Source organism: Bacillus sp. B.PNR1, assembly GCF_030386235.1.
Classification (GTDB): Bacteria; Bacillota; Bacilli; order Bacillales; family Bacillaceae; genus Bacillus; species Bacillus stercoris.
This window is the reverse complement of record NZ_JANYMN010000002.1, coordinates 488,829-509,882: the sequence shown is the minus strand read 5'-3', so window position 1 is coordinate 509,882 and position 21,054 is coordinate 488,829. Positions and strand designations below refer to the sequence as shown.

Here is a 21,054-nt window from a genome sequence, read left to right as displayed (position 1 = left end):
CCTTTCTGTTCTATTTTACAGCTATCGCCTCGTCCTGTTCTTTGAGTGAATCTACGTTATCCTTTGTATCCTCAATATTTTTCTGTACCGCTTTTTTGTAATCTCCGAGCATGGTTTTGATGTTCTCCTCACGCTCATGATATTTTTTCGTATAATCGAGTTTGTTTTTTCCATTGGATCCCGCGGCGCCGATTGATACGTCAGCAAGCGCATCTTTGACAGAATCTAATGTTTTGATGACTGTGTCGTACTTCAGCTTAATTTCTGACATAAAAAAAGATCACCACCATTTTAGTTTACTAATTTGTCTTCCTGCTTCTTCTACAAAGTCTTCTCCTTTAGCAAGAAGGTCGCCTGCGGCATTCGCTGCGCTTTTTGTCAAATTCAGCTCAAATTTCTCTGTCTCAAGCCAGAATATTTTGCTTTGAATCGAAGCCATATACTCGTTATATTTATCATTCACAATCTTGGATGCTTCCGATTTCGCCTCTTCTCTTCCCTTGTCGAAATCATCCGCTTTTGTTCCCGTCCAGTGCTTGCCCAATTCTGGTTTTACAATTTCTTTGATTTCAGTGATTGCCTCTTCTTGCAGTGTGTCTATGTCCTTTTTTGCTTTTTTCAGCTTTTCGATCTTGTCTTCCACGTCGGAAATTTTTCCGTTAAGCGAACTTTTGATATCCGCCAGCATACTTTCATAACCCATCTGAATCACCTCTTAATACTCAAAAAGTCGTATGGAGGGGCTGATGAAGATAGACTTTTCCATACTTTATTTCCATATATTATATTTTAAAATAGCCAGAAGGCGGCTTAAATAGGGTAAATGGCTTAATTTAGGCTTATAACACTCTTAAAACATAGGTATATGCTCTTGTTTTTGTTCGTTATACAGCTAATAAAAGCGTTTTATTAAATAGAAATACCTAAAGTCATAGTAATAAAGGCACTTGAAAGAGGCAGATGTTGTTGATCTGCCTCTGTTCATGTTTATGTCTTCATCGGTTCGGCCACGTCTGATTTTGTCATTCGGCTTATATTATTTCCGCTTCTAATCAAGTATGACCCTTTGGATCAAAAGCTTGTATTAGCTGCAGTCCCAGTTGTACAGAACGTTTGAAAAATCTTTTTTCCTTAAATCGTCAGGTGTGATGAAAAAATTGGCGATGCCGACGTCTCCCCACATTGAATCGATATCATCGTCTGAATCAATTTGTAAAAGCATGATGGTGTGTTCTTTATACGCGTATTCCCGCGGATCATGCTGGGTAAAAGAAGCGTAGCCGCCAATTTTATGGCCAAATCCGTTTTCAGCCAGTTCATTATAAACGTCTTCTTCATCCTCGCCGAACTGGCCAAAGAACTCCATTGTTTCCATGCCCGTATACTGCTCAAATTGAAAATCTGTCGGCAGGACCCATTCCGAAGATTTCACAGGCTCAACTGCTGCTTCTGATAAAATCGGAAAATCACATTCGCCTGTTCCAATAAATGAAAAATCAGAAACAAGCTCGTCTTCGTTTTCTATGATATTTTCAAAATAGATCACTCTGAAATCCTTTTGTTCACATCGATCGTCAAAATTCAAGCCATAAACATCATCATGAACAGAAATGTAGAACTGCAGGATACCCGAAGAAGGATAGCCGTCAAGCTGGGGAATGTGCGAGAAATTAATCTGCGCCAGAAGCTTCATCGGCTGTCCATTTTCATCAGTCGGGTATGTTTCATGCTTGGGGAAATAGGGATCACCGGCAATTTTACTGTCATATCGTCCTGTTTTCCCTTTTCGGACATTCAATTTTACGTATTCTTTCGCTGATTTCTCCAGCAATTCGCGGTACGGTCTCATTTTTTCAGGCAGATGATTCATCAGATGACTCTCCTTTTCCGGCATCTCCAATAATTTTTGAAAGATTTTATTTTCTGGTTTTCTTCGTTTCTTCTAATGTTTTATCAAACGATTGTGTAAAGAAGCTCTAATTCTGCATACTTTTCCAAACAATAGTTAAATAGTAGCAAATGTATTCAGCACACCGCAATAGACGAAAAAAAGACTGGTGCGCAACCAGCCTTTCTTTTTCAATTATTGAATTAAACCTGACGGCACAACCGCCTTTCGTCCGACAGAATAATACTCCACTCCTGCAGCCAAAGCTTCATCCAATGTGTAGCAGTTTCTGCCGTCAAATATGAGCGGCGTTTCCATCAAATCCGGATAAGCCTCTAACGGGAATTGTTTAATGTCAGACCAGTCGGTTAAAATCATGACGGCGTCGGACCCTTTGACAGCTTCCTCGATCGTCTCTTTATATTCAACAGCTTGCGGGAGAACATGCTTTGCATGGCTAACTGCAATGGGATCGTAGGCTCTAATACGGGCGTCGAGCGCAGCGAGACGGTCTGCAATGACAATTGACGGCGCTTCCCTCATATCGTCCGTATTCGGTTTAAATGACAGGCCTAAAAGGGCAATCGTTTTTCCCGTCACCCCGCCGAGCCTGTTCAGCGCTTTATCAACCAGCATCGCCTGCTGATTGTTGTTGACTTTGATAACCGATTTCAGCAGTTCAAAATCATGCTCGACATTGCCGGCAATTTGCACGAGGGCGTTTGTGTCCTTTGGAAAACAAGAACCGCCGTAGCCAATGCCCGCTTTTAAAAACTGGCTCCCGATCCGCTTATCCTGTCCCATCCCGTAGGCGACCGCTTCGATATCGGCGCCGACCTTTTCACATATATTCGAAATTTCGTTTATAAAACTGATCTTAGTGGCCAGAAAAGCATTTGAGGCATATTTGATCATCTCAGCGCTTCTGATATCCGTTTTGTAAATCGGGATTTGAAACGGACGGAAGAGCTCCTCAAGCGTATCGGCTGTTTTCTTATCGGCTGTTCCGATCACGATCCTGTCTCCATGAAACGTGTCAAAGATCGCCGACCCCTCACGCAAAAATTCCGGATTGGATGCGACCGATATACTGATAGGCTCAGCTAGATGTTCAGTGATCAGTCCATTAATCAAATCGTTTGTCCCGACGGGCACTGTGCTTTTCGTTACCACAATGGCATCTCGTTTGACATGCTGTGCGATGCGTTTGGCCGCATCTGTAATTTGCTCCAGATTGGCGTGTCCGTCGCTTTTCTGCGGAGTGCCGACCGCTATAAAAATGATATCTGCCTGTTCCAAGCCTTTCTCATAGCTCGTTTCAAAGTTCAGCCGTCCATCAGCTGTATTTTTTCTCATCAGCTCTTCAAGACCAGGTTCAAATATGGGGGAAATGCCCTTTCTCATTTCATCAATCTTGTGAGCGTCAATATCAATGCAGGTTACATGATGTCCAATCTCAGAAAGAGAAACACCTGTCACAAGACCGACATAGCCTGTTCCGATGACTGTAATATTCATTGTTTCCCTCCAACAGTTAAATTGCTGCTTTGCAGCTTCCGTAATATCGTATGAGAACATCCTATCATGAATGCGAATGATCTCCCGCATAGCCTGTCGGGTACAGCCTGTACAGATTTCTGAAATGTGATTCAATCATACAATACACTATTATATCGCTCTCAAAAAGAAAGTGGTGAAATGAGAATCGGCTGTTAAAAGAGACCAAACAATTTTCTTCTTTTGACCGGCTGCGGAGGCTGTCTGAAGATGGTCTGGTTCCGCAGGAGAAGCTCCGCATTTTCCGTCAGCATGTAAGGGAAGTCCGGGCCGAATTCTTTCTGTAAAACATAAAGGGCCTCTTGAGTGTGAAAATTTCTCGTTTTCACATTATGGGCATCTGAGGCTACGAAATGGATCAAATTGGCTTCAACTAGCCGGAGAGAAAATGCTTTCAGCTGCTTGCCGAAGGTCCCCGCAAGACTTCCTGAAGTCATCTGAGATGCTGCTCCTTTTTCCACAAGATGATACAGCAAGGAGGGGTTTTCGCGAATTTCCCTGTTGCGTTCAGGATGGGCGATAACCGGAATATATCCTTTCAGCTGCAAATCATAAAAAAGCTGCTCCGCATATCGGGGAACGTGATCAAACGGAAACTCAATCAAGATGTATTTTGTGTCATTCAGCGAAAGAAGCTGCCGTTTCGCAAGGTCTTGTTCCACATCGCCGTAGATTCTGATTTCCTGTCCCGGAAGCACATGTAAAGGGATGTCTTCTTTGATTAAACGTTTGTTTAACTGATCTGCCGCTTCTTTGACTGCGGCTGGCTCATTTTCATACACACCGTTTTTATGATGAGGTGTCGCAATGATCGTCCGGATTCCCTGACGAACAGCGGCCTTTGCCATTTCTATGCTGTCAGCTGAATCACCTGCCCCGTCATCCATTGCCGAAAGAATGTGACAGTGAATATCGATCATGTCCTAGCCCCCTTTTTCACAAAAATAAATAACGGGCACGATGCACGTTATTTATTTTGCATGAAATTGTCTTTATTTCCGTAATAACCGTATTCAGAGTGCTTTGAAAGCTTTTTGCCGTTCATAATCGCCCCAAGGAGCTTGCTTTTGCACGTTTCAAGCGCTTCTTTCGCTTTTGCGGCTTGTTCTTTTTCTGTTTTTCCGCTTGAAATAACCAGAACAGAACCGTCTGCCACGTTGCCTAAAATCTGTGCGTCTGCTACGGCAAGAATAGGCGGCGTATCAAAAATCACCATATCATATGCCACACTCGCTTCGTCGGCAAGCTCCTTCATCCACTTCGAGGAGAGAAGCTCGGCAGGGTTTGGCGGGATCGGGCCGCTCGTCAGCACGTCAAGATGTTTTTCATTTGAGGCTTGCACAGCTTGCTCCATTGAGCTTTTCTTTAATAAAACAGATGTTAAGCCAACCGTGTTTTCAAGAAAAAAGGCCGTATGTACTGTTGGTTTCCGCAAATCAGCATCAATCAGGAGCACTTTTTTTCCCTGTTGGGCAAATACGACAGCCAAATTGGCGGCCGTTGTTGATTTCCCTTCCCCCGGACAAGCCGATGTGATCATAACTGATTTCATTTGCCGGTCCACTGAAGCAAATTCGATATTCGTGCGAATCGTCCGATATTGTTCAGAGTTCAAAGATTTCGGTTCTGTCATTGCAATGACATTCCTGCGCATCCAAGAGCCTCTGCTTTTTCTAAGCGCCAAAATGTCCACTCCCCGCTTTTTCAGATTGGAAACCCTGTATGGCCTTTGCTGTTTTCTGCTCATTCGCAATGGTGGAAACCGTCCCTAAAACAGGTATGTCCAGCAGGGATTCGAGCTGCTCTTCCGATTTGATCGTATTATCCAAATGCTCAAGCAGGAAGGCCAGTCCGATGCTTCCCGCCAATCCGGCCGCAAACGCGATGGCGATGTTTAGAAGCGGCTTTGGCGATACAGGGGACGGATGTTCTGAAACCTCGGCTTTTGACAAAATGCTGACATTGTCAACATTCATAATGGATGTGATTTTGTCTTGAAAGACAGACGCGATGGTATTGGCAATATGAGCCGCTGTTTCCGCGTTTTCATCCCTGACCGATATGTTGACCACTTGGGAGTCCTGTTCGCTGGATACGGTAATTTTGTCATTCAGTTCTTGGGATGTCATCGACAGGCCCATTTCTTTAATGACTTCATCTAAGATTGCAGGGCTCTTAATGATGACATTGTACGTATTGATTAACTGAAGGTTGGTTTGAACATCGTTAAATTGGACTTCTTTTCGGTCGTTTTTCGATTGATTGACTAGAATCTGAGTTGAATTTTCATAGATGGGTGTAAGTGCGAAGAAACTAATGAGTCCGCCTGCAGCAGTGGCAGCTGCGGTTACAATCATAATCAAAAGTATGCGTTTTGTTAACGTTGATAATATCTCTTTTAAGCTAGTAGATTCTCCCATGATACCTCCAAATCTCTTATAACATCCTTTTCCATCTACGATTATACAACGTTGAAACCGCATTTCTAAAGCTTTTCACGTGACATAATTCGACATTTTTTTACAAAACGTTATGTTCCTTCATTTTATGTAAGCGCTTTACCAACCGTCTTGACACTGCTGCCTCTTTTTCTCTTATTCAGGCAGTCACGTCATCTCGCATAAAAAAATCCCGCAAAAGGCGTGCGGGATTTTTATGTTGCATATCCATTTTTAATATGAGAAATCAAATTTTCAAGCATTTCCTTCGTCGTCATTTCAGATGACTGCTCACCAATTTCATGTGCATGCATCAAAATTTTCAGAAATTCTTCTTGATTCAATTTCTTTTCACTCATCTTTTTTTTCCTTTCAGCTTCCATAAGTTGAAAACACGATTATTATATGATGCCGGTTATCAATTTGCAATCTCTAATACATCATTCGACACATCCCATTTTTTATGTCCTTTTTTAGGAAAAACTTTTTAAGGCCGATGTGTTGCGATATAATAGAGAAATTGGATCTTTTTATTACGTGACTCGGTTAGGAGCGATAATCATGCTTCAGAATATGATTTCCAAAGACGATGTGCTGGCATCTGCTGAACAGTTAAAGGAACTTCTTCCTTACAATGAGGAAAATGTTCAGCTGATCAAAAAAGCCCTTATTTTATATCGGCAGGATTCAGTCTATCGTTTACAAGCAGTGAGTCCGACGGAAATTACGGCTTACGTGCAGGATGTTGTGCCTGTGCGGGTCACATTGAACTTGTTTGTCATAGTCAAAAGCGGCTGTTCATGTCCGTCCGGAAGAATCTGCCGCCATATGCTGGCTGTGTTTTTATATGTATATGCAATGTTCGAGCGAGTGGGTACTTTTACAGAGTATTGGCTGGAGAGGGAAAAGCTTGAGGAAAGCAAGGAGCTCGTCCGCCGCCAGTTTCAGGAAAAGGTGCTGCCGAATGAAGAATCGCTTTCAAGCTGGCTCACTTTTTTTGATTCAGAGTTTTCTCTCTGGCAGGCACGCACGCCAGAAGGCAGCCAAAACATGCAGGGCCTCTATTACGGCTACCTGTCCGCATTAAAAAAACATGCGCCGAACAAACCGGAGCTGAAAAGCCTGTATCAGATTCATTCTGCGATTGCGGTTTGGCTTCGCATGTTCACATTGATCGAAGCAGGCAAGCTGAACCCCGAACAAGATTTTTATTCCCTCAATCCGTACGTTGAACAGCTGATGGATACAATCTACAGCTCTATTGATAAATTAAAAACGTACGCACTGTCTTTTGCGCTCGATCCATTTTTGGATAAAACACCGGATGTTATCCGGCATTTGCTGTTGAAAGAAGAAATTTTCCAATATGAACGCATCCGTGTCTTTGGTGAAATTTGGAGTGCGCTGCTTTCGCGTCCAAAATGGGTGACACGCGAACAGGAGATATTGAAAAAAGAAGCAGGACGGCGTTTTTCTCCTGAATTGCAATTCGGGCGCCTGCATTTGGAGTTCCTGCAAAAGAATGATGACGTGATTTTTGCGGAAGTTGATCAATTCCCGCCGGAAGCGCTCCCTTATACGTTCCAATGGCTGAGTGAAATGACTGCCAAGAAGGACTGGAAACGGCTTAAAACATGGTACCAGCAAATTGAACCGATTGCGATGGGTTATACGAAGCTGGATAAGCCGTTTAAAGAGATTCGCGATGTGATCGGCGAGCTGTTCCTTCTGCTGAATGCCTATGTGAAGCAAACCAATGATCAAGCGCTGTTTGAACGCTATGCCGCGGGCTGTCTGCCGTATACGTTCACAGAATACAGCCATCATTTATATGAAAAAAAACGCTATGCCGAGTGGATTGAAATTCACAGCCTTGTCGGCTTTTCCATCAATGAAATGGATAAAATCATGCTGAAGGAAATTGGAGCGAGCGACCCAGAGGCGCTTATACCCGCTTACCATAGAGAAGTGTCCTTTTTTATCGATCAGAAGAACCGCAGCTCGTACAAGGAAGCCGCACGGTATTTGAAAAAACTGCGCACCCTGTACAGAAAAGCGAAGAAGCTGAAGGTGTGGGAGCGGTATATTCAGCAGCTGAGCTCACATTACAAGCGCCTGCGCGCGCTTCAAGAAGAACTGCAGAAAGGAAAGTTGATTGATGGCGAGTCTTAAAGAAATTCTCATCCACGTCGAACAAATGGAAGATGGATCATTTACGCTCTCGGCCTTTGATGAGAATGAGCAGCCTCTTCCCTACACCCATATGAAAAAGCATTTGTTCCAATGGCATGAATCCTCATTTTATGGAACCTTTCTTGAGGATGTCAGCTTCATCGGGACGACTGCTGTTCTGCTATCTCCATGGATGACTGTAGAGCTTCTCGGCAAAAACTCGTTCAACTCATTCAGCTCCGTGCAGCTTACAAAAGAAACGGAGCCGCTGATCGAGGCGGCATCGACCATCTATGAATTTATCGCAGACGGCGATTTTATGCCTGACTATGAAGCATGGACAAACGGTGTTTTTCGCTGGAAGGACCGCGACAATATATTGGAAGGCTTTACTGCGGAATGGTTTTCCGCTGCCGTTCAGGATTACATCCAATATGACGATGACCTGCGGGAGAAATGGGAACACATCAAGGAGAAATCGCCTGCGGTTACGACATTCCGCGGCCATTTTCTTGATGAAGAGGATTTTTTGGAGGGGATTGGCTGGATTGACGGTCAATCTCCATTTACAGTCGGCTTGCGCTTAAATGAACCGGACTTTGACGGAGACGATTGGAAAATCGAAATGTTTTTACGTGATAAAAAGAGCGGTGCTGTAGAATTTTTTGACGGGCTGAAGAGCCTCAAAAAATCGTGGCAGGCGTACAGCGATAAAATTGCGCGTGAGCAGGACCGCTTTCACAGAACGGTTCCGTGGCTGTCATTTGATTCAGGGACAACGCTGATCTCTGAGGAAGAAGCCTGGATCTTCCTATCAGAAGCAAGTGAGACGCTTGTCGATATGGGCGTTGAAATTCTGCTCCCATCCTGGTGGCAGATCGTCAGAGACAGCAACATGATGCTGAAGGCAAAAGTGTCGTCGGCCCCGCGCGGCGAGTCATTTGTCGGCATGAATGCGCTGCTTGATTTCAATTGGCGGTTTGCGACAAATGGAATCGAGCTGACCGAGGCTGAATTTAATGAGCTCGTCGCCAGCAACAGGCGCCTCGTTAATATACGGGGGCAATGGGTAAAAATCGATCCGCAGTTTATCAAACAGATGAAACGCCTGATGGAAAAAGCGGAATCGGAAGGACTCCACATGTCTGATATTCTGGCGCGCGAACTAATGGATCAGGGGGAAGGCGGGCTTGAGGATTCAGATCTGATTGATACATCCGCTTTTGCCGGTATTCAATTTGATCTGTCCAAACAGCTCAGGTCACTGATTCGAAAGCTCACTGCCGCAGAAAACCTGCCGGAGCACGAAGTCAGCCCTTCTTTCCAAGGGACACTCCGCCCTTATCAGAAATACGGCATGAACTGGCTGCTATTTCTGCGGGAAAGCGGTTTTGGCGCCTGTCTGGCTGACGATATGGGGCTTGGGAAAACGATTCAAATGATCGCCTATTTCCTGCACGTGAAGGAAAGCGGCCGGCAAAAAACGCCTCATTTGATTATCGCGCCGACATCCGTACTCGGCAACTGGCAGCGGGAGCTTCAAACCTTTGCCCCTAATCTGTCTGTCGCGCTCCATTATGGGCCGCGCCGTATAAAGGGTGATGATTTCACCGCTCATTACGAAAACGCAGACGTGGTGCTCACTTCATACGGGCTGTCACATGCCGATGCTGAAGAGCTTTCTTCTGTGACCTGGAACACGATTTGCCTTGATGAAGCGCAAAATATTAAAAACGCGCATACAAAGCAATCACGCGCAATCAGAAAGCTGAAGGGGCTTCATCATATTGCGCTGAGCGGCACGCCGATGGAAAACCGTCTGACTGAGCTGTGGTCCATTTTTGACTTCATGAATAAAGGCTACCTCGGCAGTTTGACAGGCTTCCACAAACGCTATGTGCTGCCGATCGAGAAAGACCGGGACGAAAAGAGAATCGGACAGCTTCAGCAGTTAATCCGGCCGTTCCTTCTGCGGCGGACCAAACGTGATGAAGAGGTCGCGCTTAATCTTCCTGAGAAGCTGGAAGAAAAAGAATTTATCCCGCTGTCAGCCGAACAGGCATCACTTTATGAGCAGCTTGTCAAAGACACGTTTGACCATATGACATCACTGACCGGCATGCAGCGAAAAGCACTGATCCTCAGCATGCTCGGACGGCTTAAGCAAATATGCGATCATCCCGCGCTCTATTTAAAGGAAGAGCAAACCGAGCTGCTGGCTGGCAGATCAGTCAAGCTCGAAAAATTGCTGGAACTGATGACAGCGATCCGCGCCCAAAACGAAAGCTGCCTGATTTTCACGCAATACATTCAGATGGGGAACATGATGAAGCGGCTGCTTGAAAAAACGTTCGGGGAACCTGTGCAATTTTTAAACGGGAGTCTCTCCAAGCAGGAGCGGGATACACTCGTTGAGAAATTCCAGAGGAAAGAATATCCGACACTGATACTTTCACTCAAAGCTGGAGGTACGGGACTTAATTTGACCGCCGCCAATCACGTCATCCATTATGACAGATGGTGGAACCCCGCGGTTGAAAATCAAGCGACTGACCGTGCATACCGCATAGGCCAAGAGCGCTTTGTCCACGTTCATAAAATGATTACGACTGGAACAATCGAAGAAAAAATTGATGCCATGCTCGAATCGAAGCAAACCCTGAACGATCAAATTATCCAAAGTGAAAACTGGATTACCGAGCTTTCCACACAGGAGCTCGAAGAACTGTTTACATTAAGCGCAACAGCGCAATGATCATGACTAAAAAAGCTGGCTCTATAGAGCCAGCTTTTTTCCGTTCATAGCCGTCACGCCGAATTTCCAAGAATCCGTTACGCCGGTTATCAACAAGGATGCACTTTTGGTGCAGCACCTATACCTATAGCAAATGCTTAATCATATGTGCAACACCATGTTCGTCATTGGTCAAGGTGACAGCGTCGGCTATCGCTTTAATATCTTTCCGGGCATTGCCCATCGCTACCCCTTTTCCCGCAGCCTCAAGCATCGATTTGTCATTTAAACTGTCACCTACAGCCGCGGTTTCCTCGAGCGGAATGCTCAGCCGTTCCGCAAGCCTCTTCAGCGCCTGCCCCTTGGAAGCTTTGCGGGAAGAAAGCTCAAAGTTGTGCTCAGCCGAACTGACAAGCGTCAAATCTTCAGCGTGCTCATATCTTTTCCAGCCTGCCTCAAGCTTTTCTTTAAAGAAAGAAAAGCCGAGAATATTATAAAAATCGATTGGCTGATCCGCTTCAAACAGCTCTTGAAAGGAATTAATGTAAGCAAAGCCCGATTGGCTGTATTGCACCTCGGCCGCCTGCATAAGAACAGAAAGATCTGCTTCCGGATTTGCGCTTCTGAATCGGTCCAGTTCAACGTCTAGAAGTTCTCTGCCGTTTTGCGGTGTATAAATGGCTGAACCTGAGAATACCTCGTAATAATAGTTTTCTGATTCAAGCCATGAGAGAATGTCATACGCCCTTTGCTTATCAATGGTTTCGTGATGATAAAGCCTGCCGTCGGGATCGTGAATGACGGCGCCGTTTGCGCTGATGACCCACGTTTTGATCCCCAGCGGTTCAAAAATTGACCTGACATCAAAATGAGCGCGCCCAGTTGACACCACTACTTCAATGCCGTCCCGCTGCGCCTGCCGCAGTGCGTTTTCATTTTCCAAGCTCACCTGATGCTTGCTGTTGAGTAAGGTTCCATCTAAGTCAATCGCAATTAATTTCATGTTTGTCAGCCCTTTCCTTCATCCTGCTCTGTCACGAGAAGCTCCACGCCGTTGCGGTCAAGCAAGTCACAAAATGCCTGATTCGGCAGCCTGTCTGTGATCAAGAGATCGATTTCATTCAGCTCTGCATACTGATAAAAACTGGTGCTGCCCAGCTTCGAATGGTCTGCAAGCGCGATTACCTGCTTTGCCTGCTGAATCATTTTCCGCTTCACCATGCCATCTTCTTCATGCGCAATGGTAATGCCGTGTTCGGAAATACCGACCACACCGATCACCGCTTTATCGACGTGGTAGCTTGAGAGCTTTTCAATCACAGAGGCGCCGTACAGAAAGCGGTGCTCCTTTTCCAGCTTGCCTCCCAGCAGATAAATTTCAATTCCTTCTTTATCGGACAGCACATCCGCAAGATTAATTGAGTTGGTGATTACGGTACAATCAACCGCTTGCAAATGCTTTGCACAGGCCTGAACGGTTGTCGAAGCATCTAAAATCACCCGGTCACCATCATGAATAAGCGATGCTGCAAGCCTGCCGATCTTGTTTTTTTCCTCTGATACTGTTTTCAAGCGGCCGGAATAGCTTTGAATTTTCTGATGAACAGTCGGCAAAATGGCGCCGCCTCTAGTGCGGATGATGACATTCTGTTCCTCCAGCTTTACTAGATCGCGTCTCGCTGTATCCCTTGACACTTTCAAGAGCGTACAGATTTGCTCTGTTGTAATTCGGTTATGCTGTTTTAAAAAATCCAAAATCGCTACTAATCTTTCTTCTTGATACACGCCCTCATTCCTTTTCTTAGCAATCATCTTTAAGTAATTATAAGTTTTTTATCGATTTTATTCAACACTATTAAGTGTTTTTAAGCGAAAATGCATCATATGAACCAATTTTTCCTAAATAAACAAAAAGAAAGAACCAGTCTGGTCGACTGGTCATTTTCGAGGGGATGATGCGGAGATCCGACTGAGTGAATGGATAGAAAACGGGAGGAGCGGGGGTTGTCAATCAGCAGCTTTTTCCCGGGGTTTAGGGTCCATAAAACGAACAGTGTCAGCCAATACTTCTGTTACATACACGTTAACCCCTTCTGCGTTTTCATAGCTTCTTGTCTGAATCCGTCCGCTTACGCCGACAAGAGAACCTTTTTGGCAATACAACGCGGTGTTTTCAGCTGTCTTTCTCCAAAGTGTGCAATTGACGTAATCAGCTTCGATTTCACCTGAAGCATTTTTGAAGCTGCGGTTCACCGCGAGCGTAACGTGGGCGACTGCCGCACCGGCGGAAGTATAGCGAAGCTCGGGATCTTTTGTAAGACGTCCGACAAGCATGACCTGATTGAACATGCGATTCCTCCTCTCCTTGCGGTTGTATGTATTGTAAATGATGCAACAAGAAAAGAAAAACGCTTAAAAATGGCTTTCAGCCTCTGTTTTTATCTTTCGTTTTCATTTTCCCTTCAGCTAAAAACATCTTTTGCTTTTTCCCTTTAAAGAAATATGTACTTTTTAAAAAACGGAAAAAGATTTGCTTCGTCAGCCAATTTTGCGTATTCATGCGCACATAGGAAGAACCATCCCACGCAAACCACTGAAAGCTCAACTTTTTTTCCGGCATTGACAGCTTGATTTTATACTGCTCCATGCCATCTTGTGTTTCGTATAAAAAACTTATCCTTCCTTTTTTGTTCAGATGGACCTCAAACACTTCCTTACGGCTTAACATATATGTTACTTCCTTTTGAATCAAATGGTTTTCAGAAGGAGCGCCGTCAATATAAATTTCCTTTAAACGAAATTGATTCATACCACATCTCTCCGTAATCCATAGTCAGTTACAGTATAATGAAAAAATAGAAATTATTAAATGTTTCACTCATACAAAATTCTTTAGCCTTAGCATTGCAGCATTTTTTCCTCGAAAACGTTTATGTTATAATGGAAGGCAAGAAATCTTTGGAAGTAATCGGGGTGAGAAGAAATGAAAACCTTTAAACTGGTTGACCTGAATGTGGAACGAGTGGACAAGGAAGAACAATCAATTGAACAGTTTCCTCTTATTGACGGACTGATTATCAATAAAGAAGACGGTGAAAATCACTGGCTGATTGAAGCGCTTGTACAGAAAGAACATCTTTCTTTTTTTGAACAGCTTCAAAACAGCCAATCTGAAGCCAAAGTATTTGTAACGATTACGAAAAAAAGCAATCGCCCCGCCCAGCTGACAGCAGCAGTGAAAAATATCGTCAAGCTGGAAGAAAGCATACAGGTTTTACTCTACGGACAAATGGTCACAAGAAAACAGCAGGGAACTGAGACCATACTCGAATCCCTTGTAAAAGAGGGCTATACAGGAACAAAACTTATTGAGGCATTTAAGCAAAAAATATAAAAAAGAAGCGAAAAAGCCGCCGTTCTAAAACGGCAGCTTTTTTTCACTCTAGCATAATTAATTGGTATGGCCAAAAGAATCAACCAATTCCCCTTTCACAACGAGGCGCCCTTCGGTTTTGACCGCCTTGTCACATGTGATTAACGTAATCTCCTTTTTGTTTGTCTCCTCAATTACATCTGCATCCATTTCCGATATGATGTCTTTAGATGTCACAGAATAGATATAATCCTTTTTAAAATCCGTGATAACAATTTGGGCACCTGTTTTTACGTTTTCCAGAGGCCCGAACAGAAGACTCTTTTGCTTCAAATGATGGCCTGCCAACGGATAATTCCCCTCGCCCATTTTTTGATCCGGGCGCATTGTTGCCGCCCCTATCAATAGATTTTCGTTGGTTGTTCCTTTTACGATCGGAAGCTCCAGATCGACGCTTTTAATCGTTATCCGTCCAATAACCGCTTTTTGATCGTGTTCAAAGCCGGCCTTTATGGCATCCATCAACTCAGGCGGTTCGATTGAATCAAATTCAAATTCCGCTTCTCTCTCATTATTTTTTTTCAGCTGCTCTACAGTTAAGGCCGACTCACTTTGGCTTTTGCTAAGATAGGCTATGATTCCTCCTTTGATATAAGGAGAAGAGATCAGCAGCAGTCCTAAAAGAATGAACACCGTAATGATCATTTTTTTGTACATGCAAAAAACCCTTTCTTATGCTTCCTTCTAAAAATGCGCCTTGTCAGTTTCACTTTTAAAAAAGCACCTGATCGGTTCTTCATTGATCAGGTGCCTTCCTATTTATCCTTTTTTTTGCTTCTTTCTTGAGGCAACAGCTAAGCCTCCGCCTGCCATAAGCAGCAGGATGCCAATCATGGCCGTCAGCATGCTGTCTGTATCTCCGGTTTTTGGAAGAGTGTTGTCTGTGTTCGTCTGACCATCCGAGCTGCCATCTGTACCATTGGTTTTCGAATGATCTCCATCATCTTTACCATTTCCGTCCGGTGTAGGTTTATTAGGATGATCATGTTTATCTGGCGTTGGTGTTTTCACTTTTTGATTAGAAACAACGATCTCAACAGCTTTTGACTGTCCTTTTTCAATTGTGAATTCAATTGGTGTTTCATCAAGTTTGTAACCTTCGGGAGCCTTTGTTTCAATCAACTGATAGCTTCCAGGCGCAAGGCCTTTTACAGTGAACTGTCCATCGTGATCCGTTTTCCAGAGTTCAGAAAGCTCTTTTCCATATCCGTCAGTTTTTACAGGCTTGCCGCTTTCATCCAATAACTTGAATTCAGCGCCTTCCAAAACGGTATTTTTATCATCTTGATCCACTTTTTTCACATTTACGTCACCTGGTGCCAAAATGTTTTCCGCGGTGATTTCGACTGTTTTCGTGTCTGTGTTTGTGATCTTGAACGATATAGGAGTTTGGTTCAACTCATAATCTTTAGGCGCTTTTGTTTCAACAAACTGATATTCGCCAGCTTTAAGGCCGTGCACCGTGATTTGTCCTTTGTCATCGGTAACCAAACCGGACTTCAGCACTTTGCCGTTGGCATCTGCCAAATTGAACTCCGCACCTTGCAGAACTTTATTTTTATCATGCTGATCCACTTTGGTGAGAACGACAAGGTTCTTTGTATTAACCGCTGTCACTTTCACTTGCTCAGGTTTGCCGCCATATTCTGCTTTAATGGTGAATAGCACTGGTTTTTCGGATAAAAGATATCCATCTGGCGCCTGTTTTTCAACAAATTGATAGCTTCCCGGCGCTAACCCGTCAACTTCAATTTTACCGCCTTCTTTTGAGACTAGATCGTCCCTCACAGTGTTCCCATCGCTGTCCGTGATTTTGAATACCGCACCTGCTAAGCCTTTTCCATCTTGGTCTTCCTTCGTCAGCTGAACCGATCCTTGATAGTTCACGACGATCCCGGCATCTGCGGATTTTGGCCTTCCTGCGGCTGATTCAGAAATGATAAACTCTTTTTTCTCCGTGTTCAGCACATAACCGGCTGGCGCTTTCGTTTCCACAAAGGCGTAGCGTCCCGGCGCAAGACCCGTAGCCTTCACTTTTCCGTCTTTATCGGAAGTCAGCTCTTCTTGAACCGTATTTCCTTTTTCGTCGACAATGTTGAAAACTGCACCTTCAAGCTTCTCGCCTTCAGCATTTTCCTTCGTCAACTCAACGGAGCCTTTATGGTTAATGGCTACCCCGGCATCTGTAGCTGCAGGCTTTCCTTCAAAGGAATCAGAGATCTCAAACTCAATTTTCTCTGTATTCAGCACATAGCCCGCTGGCGCTTTCGTTTCAACAAAAGCGTAGCGTCCCGGTGCAAGGCCTGAGGCTGCGACTTTCCCGTTTTTATCCGAGGTCAGTCCTTCTTGAACCGTATTGCCTTCGTTGTCGATAATTTTAAAGACGGCTCCTTCAAGCTTCTTGCCATCGGCATCTTCCTTCGTCAGCTCAACAGAGCCTTTATCGTTAACGACGATTCCGGCATCTGCGGCTTCAGGTTTTCCTGCTGCAGATTCTGAGATGGTAAATTCTTTTTTCTTTGTATTCAGCACATAACCCGCTGGCGCTTTTGTTTCCACAAGGGCGTAGCGTCCCGGCGCAAGGCCCGAAGCCTCAATTTTACCGTCTTTATCTGAAGTCAGCTTCTCTTGAACGACCTTCCCATCTTGATCGACAATGTTGAATACTGCGCCTTCAAGTTTTTGGCCTTCAGCATTTTCTTTCGTCAGTGAGACTTTCCCTTGATAGTTGGTCATTTTTCCTAAATTCACATCAGACACTTGATTCTTTTCATTCTTTGCGATTGAGAAGTGAATCGCTTTTGTATTTACGATAAAGCCTTCAGGAGCTTGTGTTTCTGTCAAGCGATAGTATCCCGCCGGCAAACCGTTCATTTCTACTTTTCCGTTTTTATCCGATTTGATATCTGTTCGTATGAGAGTATAGGTGCCGTCATTTGACTTTTTCTCCAGCTTGAAAACAGCACCTGCCAAAGGATTGTTTTGTTCGTCTTGTTTGATAAGCGTCACCTTGTTCTGTTGATTTACGACTTTGTACAGCGCTCCTGTCTTGGAGGAGTTGCTGTCTATTTTCACAGAGACTCCTTTTGCATAAGCATCACTGATGGTATATCCGTCAGGCGCTTTTACTTCTTTTAATACATAGGAACCATAGCTAATATTTCCAAATGCAAGCTTCCCGCCGGCATCCGTCGTGCCAGTGCGGAGGAGCTGTTTGGAGTCCTCAGACCATAACTGGAATTCTGCTCCTTCTAGAGCTTTATCGTCCTCTCCAGTCTTAAAAATCGTCAGGCTTCCTTTTTCTCCAGATCCGGAACCGTCACCGCTTGAAATGGCAACAAAGATCGAGCTGCTGTTTTCTTGAGTCTGCTCCTTCACATTAGTTCCTGAAATGGACACCTTATTTTTAACATGGCCGCTCGTGCCGGCTATGTTAATTAGAGACCGGTATTTAATCACATAGGCACGGTCAATTTGTTTATAGCTTCCTATAAATGTAAGGACAAATGATTGTTCACCTGTTGTATTGTCCGTTTTGATGTCTAACGTGTAATCCTTGTCTTTTTGAAGCTCAAGATCGCCCGCGGTCAGATTTCCGCTGCTGTCTTTGACCACTCCGTTTTCATCATATTTTGCTTGATATACTTTAAAAGAATCTGCATCTAAAATTTGATTTTCATCCGGCGTGTCTGTGACTTTTACATCATCCAGCGTTGATTGGCTGGAGTTGACATTGATGTTCCAATCGATGTAGTTTCCATTTTGTTTGCCGCCTTTGAAAACCAGGCTTCCTCCGTTCGTAACTGAAACAGAGCCCGTCAACGTACGGTCTGCATAGCCGTCATTATAGTAGGTTGCCTTGTTTGTGTACTGATTCTGATCAATGACCTGTCCTTTGAGTGATGTCTTAAACTCAATCAGATATGGTACAGAATCGCCTGTTTTAAGATGTACCGTCAGAGTGCGTTCATTATTCGCAGAAGGCTCTTCGACATCATACTTGGAAGGATCAAGCGCGTCTCCTTCTGTGATCGAGCCGTTTTTATTGATCGTATAACTCTTAACGACAACGGAACCCGGCACAAATTGCTGAGGATCTGTTATGGCATCTTTGATATAAGGATTTTTCGTCGGCTCGCCGTTATAGTTGACGCCGATTTTCCACGTGATTTCCTTTGAAACCGCGTTATACGAACCGTTTTTAAACCCATTATTTGAAGTCTGGTGATTCGGCGTAAAACCGTTTGATACTTTATTCGCGCGCTCATTGCCGTTTTGATCAGTCCATGTCGACTGAGCTGTATTCTTAACGATTTCGTTAGAATAATCGGCATTGAATGTTGTCGTATAAGTGATCTTAAATTGACTGTCTGTTTTTGCATAATCCCCGATCAATGCCAAAGTAAAGCCTTTATGATCCGGTTTTTTTGTTAACGTGTAGTCTTTGTCTTTCTGCAATGTTTTGTTGTTCGTTATGTCTTGAAGCTTGAACGATTCATCAAGCAGAACCATTCCGCCGCTTTCAAATTGATCATCCAAAGCCCAATTGTGCATCAAGTATTTATTTTTATTAACGGTAATCGTCCAATCAACCGTCTTCTTTTCATAATCTACGTTTGAATATCCTTTGATGAGATTCTGCTGAATGGCTATTCCGGAAGCTTCTTTTGAATCCCCTGTTCCGGTCACCACGCTATTGGTATATGTTGTAGATTTATCAATGATCACTCCGGTGTTGACCTTTGTTTGATATGTGATTTTGTAAGCGCTGGTAATGGTTTTATTAAATTTGATTTCAAATCCGTTTCCATTATCGATCAGCGTGTAGTCCTCGCCTTCCTTTAAAGGCGATCCCGCTTGCTCGCCGCCATTCTGTCCGAAGGTAATAGGAACAACCTTCAAAGAATCTTTTACAAGATGCAAATCGCCAGTTCCAAAAGAATCTTTAATGCTGGCCTTGGATTGGTCGATCTGTTTCTCACCGTAGTTGTATGCAAGAGCCCAGCTGAATGTTTGAGATTCTCCATCATAGCCTGTTGATGATTTCGCGATCATTTTTCCATATTTGGCTGCAACAGTGGCTTCTGCAGAAATGGGCTCCAGTTGATCTCCGCTGAATGCTGCCTTGTTCATCAGCGTTATATTTCCGCCTTCACTCGGCTTCGCACTATTGTCAATGTCGGTTTCGTATATAAGGCGGTAGGCTGAATCAATTGTTCCGTCAAATGTGACATTTCCTTTTGAATCAACACTGTAGCCGGAAGAAACTTCATTTCCTCTGCTGACAGAACCATCAATGTTCACATTGAGTTCATACACTTTAACTGAACGGTAGATTACGCCATCTGGAAGGCTCTCCGTGAGTTTGGCATTTTTGACTTGATCCAACTTTTTATTGACATCGACCGTCCATGTTACTTTACCAGGGTTGATGCCTTTATCCAGCACACCTGATTTATCAATGGTTTTACTCACATTGGGTTTAAAATAAACTGTTGTTTCAGGCGTATCGGCATTCACAGGGAATGGAATCTTTTGTGTTGTCGAACCCGTAATTTTTTTCTCGTTGAACTGCGTATTGATAACCAAAGTACCTTTGACATGAGAACTTTCTTTTATCTCGCTGTTAAATGTCATCACCACATGTCCGTTCGTATCAATAGAAAATGTCCCGAAGGTGGTGTCTCCGGCGCTTAACGGCAGGTTCACAATGTCATTATGCATAATAAATTCTTTAGGCAAATCAAATTCATATTTATCGCCGGCATTGATTGTTTTTCCTAAATCGTCAGGAATGGCCCAATCAATTGAAATTTTCACCGGAGAATTCGTATTGGCGCGATTGCCCTTGTCATATGGCTCTCCGTTTGCATCCGTCAATGTCACGCCGGTTAAAATATTTTGCGTGATTTGTTTTTCTTCAGTTTGCAAGCTTTTGAAAGCTGATTGACTTGAGGATGACACTTTTTTTGAATCATCACTCTTAGAGGATTCGCCGCTCTTAGAATCCGCTGACGGCTGCTGTTCTTCCTCTTTTTGCTCCTTGCTGACTGAAGGTGCAGATTTGTCATCTGCTCCTTTCTGATCACCCGCAGTATCAGAAGAGTCGTTTTTTGGCTCTTCCTCCTCATCATCTGGTGTCTCCTCTTTCTTAACAGGGATGATCACCTGCTGGGTTTTGCCTCCCCCTAGCTGAAAAAGAGCTGCTGCTGTGTGTTCATCGTCTTTTACATCTGCAGTAAACTTAGCTGGCAGTGTAATGGTCCCCTTGGCATCAGGAGAATCCGCGGATGCAGTTGTTAATTTTACCGTCATGGTGCTGCTGCCCGCCTGCACTTGATAGCTGCCGATGACCTGATCAGCAGATTTGATCTCACCTTCTGCACCTTTATCAAATGTAAAGCTTTTAGGTATCTCCACATTGATATCCTGTTCGCTATCTGCTTTTTTGACTTTTTCCAATGACCATTCATATGTCAGTGTCACGTCGTCCCCCGGTGTTAGTGCCGGTTCGCTTCCTTTTGATCCGTCAACAATCCGGCCCTTGGCGTCCTTAACTGTTACCGAATCGAAGAATTGACTGTCACTTGGCGTTATACCTACAGCCTGCGCTGTAAGAGTATAGCTGGCGATCTGGCTGAAGAAGAAAAAGATGGCAAGGCTTATGATCATGACGATCCGCCCGCTTTTTTTCAGCCCTAAGGGAAAACTCCTCGTTCTCAACTTTTCATTCCTCCCTCTCCTATCTATTTTTCACTTGCCGATTGATCCGCGAGACCATAAAATCATGTCTCATCCCCCACAATGAACTGCTAATACCGAATGTGCTCCA

At 44.1% G+C, this 21,054-nt stretch carries 17 protein-coding genes and 1 pseudogene; 3 read left to right on the top strand and 15 right to left on the bottom strand.

From position 1 onward, the window contains the following. Window positions 1-10: 10 nt before the first annotated feature. The 9 genes and pseudogenes from NZD81_RS13960 to NZD81_RS13920 all read right to left on the bottom strand — a co-directional run bounded on the left by NZD81_RS13960 (window position 11) and on the right by NZD81_RS13920 (window position 6,242). Window positions 11-271 (bottom strand): YwqI/YxiC family protein, encoded by a 261-nt coding sequence (locus tag NZD81_RS13960; RefSeq protein WP_003227825.1) that lies wholly within the window; start codon window positions 269-271, stop codon window positions 11-13. Between the two features lie 9 nt (window positions 272-280). Further along, window positions 281-703 carry a YwqH-like family protein gene (locus NZD81_RS13955; protein WP_010332155.1) on the bottom strand — a complete coding sequence of 141 codons (423 nt, stop codon included), beginning with the start codon at window positions 701-703 and terminating at the stop codon, window positions 281-283. Between the two features lie 219 nt (window positions 704-922). Beyond that, window positions 923-1,026, bottom strand: a pseudogene (locus NZD81_RS13950) (hypothetical protein); the annotation flags it as partial. A gap of 58 nt (window positions 1,027-1,084) precedes the next feature. Beyond that, window positions 1,085-1,870 (bottom strand): YwqG family protein, encoded by a 786-nt coding sequence (locus NZD81_RS13945; RefSeq protein WP_040081592.1) that lies wholly within the window; start codon window positions 1,868-1,870, stop codon window positions 1,085-1,087. A 213-nt stretch (window positions 1,871-2,083) separates the two neighbouring features. Continuing rightward, the gene (gene uglF / locus NZD81_RS13940) at window positions 2,084-3,406 is read right to left on the bottom strand and encodes a UDP-glucose 6-dehydrogenase UglF (RefSeq protein ID WP_014665649.1); all 1,323 of its coding nucleotides are present in this window, start codon (window positions 3,404-3,406) and stop codon (window positions 2,084-2,086) included. Between the two features lie 194 nt (window positions 3,407-3,600). Next, entirely contained in the window at window positions 3,601-4,365 is a 765-nt protein-coding gene (locus tag NZD81_RS13935; protein WP_014665650.1) for a tyrosine-protein phosphatase, read from the bottom strand. A gap of 47 nt (window positions 4,366-4,412) precedes the next feature. Further along, on the bottom strand, window positions 4,413-5,129 hold the full coding sequence (ptkA, locus tag NZD81_RS13930) for a tyrosine-protein kinase PtkA (RefSeq protein ID WP_148343272.1): 717 nt from the start codon (window positions 5,127-5,129) through the stop codon (window positions 4,413-4,415). Continuing rightward, window positions 5,119-5,865, bottom strand: a complete 747-nt coding sequence (gene tkmA, locus NZD81_RS13925; protein WP_014665652.1) for a protein-tyrosine kinase activator TkmA — start codon at window positions 5,863-5,865, stop codon at window positions 5,119-5,121. The genes ptkA and tkmA overlap by 11 nt, the downstream gene beginning before the upstream one ends. A gap of 233 nt (window positions 5,866-6,098) precedes the next feature. Further along, window positions 6,099-6,242 carry a YwzD family small protein gene (locus NZD81_RS13920; protein ID WP_003242876.1) on the bottom strand — a complete coding sequence of 48 codons (144 nt, stop codon included), beginning with the start codon at window positions 6,240-6,242 and terminating at the stop codon, window positions 6,099-6,101. Window positions 6,243-6,444: 202 nt separating this feature from the next. Here NZD81_RS13920 and NZD81_RS13915 point away from each other — a divergent pair, with 202 nt between their 5' ends. Both NZD81_RS13915 and NZD81_RS13910 read left to right on the top strand, forming a co-directional pair. Further along, window positions 6,445-8,055 carry an SWIM zinc finger family protein gene (locus tag NZD81_RS13915; protein ID WP_069838559.1) on the top strand — a complete coding sequence of 537 codons (1,611 nt, stop codon included), beginning with the start codon at window positions 6,445-6,447 and terminating at the stop codon, window positions 8,053-8,055. Beyond that, a complete protein-coding gene (locus tag NZD81_RS13910) occupies window positions 8,042-10,810 on the top strand; it encodes a DEAD/DEAH box helicase (protein ID WP_282373751.1) in 2,769 nt (922 codons plus the stop codon). The genes NZD81_RS13915 and NZD81_RS13910 overlap by 14 nt, the downstream gene beginning before the upstream one ends. A gap of 124 nt (window positions 10,811-10,934) precedes the next feature. Here NZD81_RS13910 and ywpJ read toward each other — a convergent pair whose 3' ends face one another. From ywpJ to ywpG, 4 genes are all read right to left on the bottom strand, one after another. Next, a complete protein-coding gene (gene ywpJ, locus NZD81_RS13905) occupies window positions 10,935-11,792 on the bottom strand; it encodes a phosphatase YwpJ (protein ID WP_014665655.1) in 858 nt (285 codons plus the stop codon). 5 nt (window positions 11,793-11,797) lie between these two features. Next, window positions 11,798-12,574 (bottom strand): transcriptional regulator GlcR, encoded by a 777-nt coding sequence (gene glcR / locus NZD81_RS13900; RefSeq protein WP_040081586.1) that lies wholly within the window; start codon window positions 12,572-12,574, stop codon window positions 11,798-11,800. Between the two features lie 222 nt (window positions 12,575-12,796). Next, entirely contained in the window at window positions 12,797-13,138 is a 342-nt protein-coding gene (ssbB, locus tag NZD81_RS13895) for a single-stranded DNA-binding protein SsbB (protein ID WP_014665657.1), read from the bottom strand. Window positions 13,139-13,214: 76 nt separating this feature from the next. After that, window positions 13,215-13,598 carry a DynA interaction protein YwpG gene (gene ywpG, locus NZD81_RS13890; RefSeq protein ID WP_014665658.1) on the bottom strand — a complete coding sequence of 128 codons (384 nt, stop codon included), beginning with the start codon at window positions 13,596-13,598 and terminating at the stop codon, window positions 13,215-13,217. 174 nt (window positions 13,599-13,772) lie between these two features. Between ywpG and NZD81_RS13885 the strand changes: the two genes are divergently transcribed. After that, window positions 13,773-14,183 (top strand): YwpF-like family protein, encoded by a 411-nt coding sequence (locus NZD81_RS13885; protein ID WP_014665659.1) that lies wholly within the window; start codon window positions 13,773-13,775, stop codon window positions 14,181-14,183. A 57-nt stretch (window positions 14,184-14,240) separates the two neighbouring features. On the opposite strand, the gene NZD81_RS13880 is transcribed toward NZD81_RS13885, so the two are convergent. Both NZD81_RS13880 and NZD81_RS13875 read right to left on the bottom strand, forming a co-directional pair. Continuing rightward, the gene (locus NZD81_RS13880; protein WP_040081584.1) at window positions 14,241-14,879 is read right to left on the bottom strand and encodes a class A sortase; all 639 of its coding nucleotides are present in this window, start codon (window positions 14,877-14,879) and stop codon (window positions 14,241-14,243) included. Window positions 14,880-14,981: 102 nt separating this feature from the next. Continuing rightward, window positions 14,982-20,945: a SpaA isopeptide-forming pilin-related protein gene (locus NZD81_RS13875; protein ID WP_289860852.1), complete on the bottom strand. Its 5,964-nt coding sequence runs from the start codon at window positions 20,943-20,945 to the stop codon at window positions 14,982-14,984. Between the last annotated feature and the right edge of the window lie 109 nt (window positions 20,946-21,054).

What these genes read in the sequence shown, in the direction of transcription:
- NZD81_RS13920 (WP_003242876.1), bottom strand. Translation starts at nt 6,242, where the DNA reads ATGAGTGAAAAGAAATTGAATCAAGAAGAATTTCTGAAAATTTTGATG.
- tkmA (WP_014665652.1), bottom strand. Translation starts at nt 5,865, where the DNA reads ATGGGAGAATCTACTAGCTTAAAAGAGATATTATCAACGTTAACAAAA.
- NZD81_RS13955 (WP_010332155.1), bottom strand. Translation starts at nt 703, where the DNA reads ATGGGTTATGAAAGTATGCTGGCGGATATCAAAAGTTCGCTTAACGGA.
- ywpJ (WP_014665655.1), bottom strand. Translation starts at nt 11,792, where the DNA reads ATGAAATTAATTGCGATTGACTTAGATGGAACCTTACTCAACAGCAAG.
- NZD81_RS13915 (WP_069838559.1), top strand. Translation starts at nt 6,445, where the DNA reads ATGCTTCAGAATATGATTTCCAAAGACGATGTGCTGGCATCTGCTGAA.
- ssbB (WP_014665657.1), bottom strand. Translation starts at nt 13,138, where the DNA reads ATGTTCAATCAGGTCATGCTTGTCGGACGTCTTACAAAAGATCCCGAG.
- NZD81_RS13935 (WP_014665650.1), bottom strand. Translation starts at nt 4,365, where the DNA reads ATGATCGATATTCACTGTCACATTCTTTCGGCAATGGATGACGGGGCA.
- NZD81_RS13885 (WP_014665659.1), top strand. Translation starts at nt 13,773, where the DNA reads ATGAAAACCTTTAAACTGGTTGACCTGAATGTGGAACGAGTGGACAAG.
- NZD81_RS13880 (WP_040081584.1), bottom strand. Translation starts at nt 14,879, where the DNA reads ATGTACAAAAAAATGATCATTACGGTGTTCATTCTTTTAGGACTGCTG.
- uglF (WP_014665649.1), bottom strand. Translation starts at nt 3,406, where the DNA reads ATGAATATTACAGTCATCGGAACAGGCTATGTCGGTCTTGTGACAGGT.
- NZD81_RS13960 (WP_003227825.1), bottom strand. Translation starts at nt 271, where the DNA reads ATGTCAGAAATTAAGCTGAAGTACGACACAGTCATCAAAACATTAGAT.
- NZD81_RS13945 (WP_040081592.1), bottom strand. Translation starts at nt 1,870, where the DNA reads ATGAATCATCTGCCTGAAAAAATGAGACCGTACCGCGAATTGCTGGAG.
- NZD81_RS13910 (WP_282373751.1), top strand. Translation starts at nt 8,042, where the DNA reads ATGGCGAGTCTTAAAGAAATTCTCATCCACGTCGAACAAATGGAAGAT.
- ywpG (WP_014665658.1), bottom strand. Translation starts at nt 13,598, where the DNA reads ATGAATCAATTTCGTTTAAAGGAAATTTATATTGACGGCGCTCCTTCT.